2 protein-coding genes are annotated in these 1,814 nt (G+C 53.4%); both read left to right on the plus strand.

The window, feature by feature from the left end:
* Nucleotides 1–852 (plus strand): type IA DNA topoisomerase (locus USH94_RS22370; protein WP_320731348.1); only part of this gene is annotated, 852 nt, incomplete at its 5' end.
* The gene (locus USH94_RS22375) at nt 849–1,247 is read left to right on the plus strand and encodes an H-NS family nucleoid-associated regulatory protein (RefSeq protein WP_032640107.1); all 399 of its coding nucleotides are present in this window, start codon (nt 849–851) and stop codon (nt 1,245–1,247) included. The genes USH94_RS22370 and USH94_RS22375, both read left to right, overlap by 4 nt.
* Nucleotides 1,248–1,814: the final 567 nt, after the last annotated feature.

Consider the following 1,814-nt stretch of genomic DNA (forward strand, 5'->3'; position numbering starts at 1 on the left):
GAGGAGGACGAAAACAGCAGCGCGTTTGAGGCCATCAGTCGTCTGCAAACCGGGGCGACATTAACCTGCCGCGAGGTGGTGATTTCCGAGAAAAAAACCAAACCGCTGCCGCTGTTTACCGAGGCAACCCTGCTCTCTGCCCTCGTTCGCGTGGCCGATTTTGTCGCCGATCCGCGCATTAAAAAACTGCTCAAGGAGAAGGATAAGGACAAGAAAGACGAACACGGCGGCATCGGCACTCCGGCGACCCGCGCGGCCATTATCGAGACGCTGAAAACCCGCGATTACATCACCGTGGAAAAGGGCAAATTCATCCCGACCGCCGCCGGGCTGGCGTTAATTGATGCCCTGCCCGATTCGGTGACGCAGCCGGATATGACCGCCGTGTGGGCTGAAAAACAGGCCGCAGTTGAAAACGGCGAAATGACCATTGAGCGGTTTATTGATGGTCTTTACGCGGAAGTATCCCGCCTGGTTGAGAGCGCCGATATTGCCATCAGCGCGGCGGAAAAACAGCCCGCTAAAACGGCGCTTAACCGCCTCGCGGTTAAATGCCCGTCGTGCGGAGCTGAGCTGGTTATGACGCCGAAAACCTGCGCCTGCACCGGCTGTCAGTTCAAAATCTGGCTGGAAGTGCGCGGCAAAAAGCTGACGGCAAAACAGGCCGAAACGTTAATCGGCAAAGGCAAAACCGGCGTTATTAAAGGTTTTAAATCGAAGAAAAACGACGATACCTATTCGATTATCGTCACCCTTAAAAATCCGCAAACCGGGGAACTCGGTTTTGAATATCCACCCCGCGATCCGCTGAAAGGATTGAACGTATCTGTACCGAAGGAGCTGAAATTATGAACCGTATCCAGGACGAATTAACCTCAGAGCGCGCACTGAAAAAGTTTTTACGTGAAAGTGATTTCACCTTTCTGGAGAAGCTGAGCGCGCGTATTTCAGCGGCGCTTGATGAAAAGCGCGCAGAGCATATCAAGCAGGAAAATCAGCGCCGCCTGCGCGAGGAAAAGCGCAATGAACTGCTGGCGCTCATTGAATCGGAAGGTTTTTCGGCGGCTGAACTGGCGGGCAATTCAGCCGCGCCATCGTCGGCAAAAAGGAAACCGAAATACCAGTATGTTGAGCACGGCGTGCGTAAAACATGGTCAGGCGTGGGGCGTGTACCGGTCTTTATTCAGCAGGAACTGGACGCCGGAAAAACCCTCGAAAGCTTTTTAATAGGTAACTCAAATGAATAGTTTCGCAAGAATTATCATCATCGCATCTCTGGCAGCCACAACGGTTTTATATTTTTGCTTTTTAAGGTGAGCAGCAACCTGCTCAGGCGCACAGGGTGTGACGCTTTTCAGGCTGCGAAGATTTGCGAGGCCGGGGATTCAATTTTGAAAAAATTGCTAATCCCCGGACCGTAAAATCAGCGCAGTGGTGAGAGGCGAGTAAATTCAATTTCGAAGAAATTGCTAATTTGCGTCGCCGAACCCACTTTTGAGCGCTCACCCCAAGTGAGCCGGAAAAGCCGGGGGGGCCGAATAAATTTTGCCGCCCCAGCGAGCAAAAAGACGCGCCCACGCGTCGGTTTATTTGGGGGGCTTGCCCCCCACACCGTCGAGCCTAAGTCTCCGGCCAAAAGCCGGTAGCGTGGCGCGACCACCCCCTAAAAAGCCTAGTTTCCTTTTAATTCGCTTTGTGAGGAACGAACAAGGCGAAGAAAAAGGTCAAAACAGGCGTCTTTTAGGGGGTGGTCGCGCGTAGCGCGCGACGGTGTGGCCTCTTTTGACCTTGGGGGTTTTGGCCGGGCGTTCAGC

Origin of the sequence: Enterobacter sp. 148H3 (assembly GCF_034107425.1) — a bacterium.
Taxonomy (GTDB): domain Bacteria; phylum Pseudomonadota; class Gammaproteobacteria; order Enterobacterales; family Enterobacteriaceae; genus Enterobacter; species Enterobacter vonholyi.

Coding starts and splice junctions, on each gene's coding strand:
- USH94_RS22375 (WP_032640107.1), top strand. CDS start 849: ATGAACCGTATCCAGGACGAATTAACCTCAGAGCGCGCACTGAAAAAG.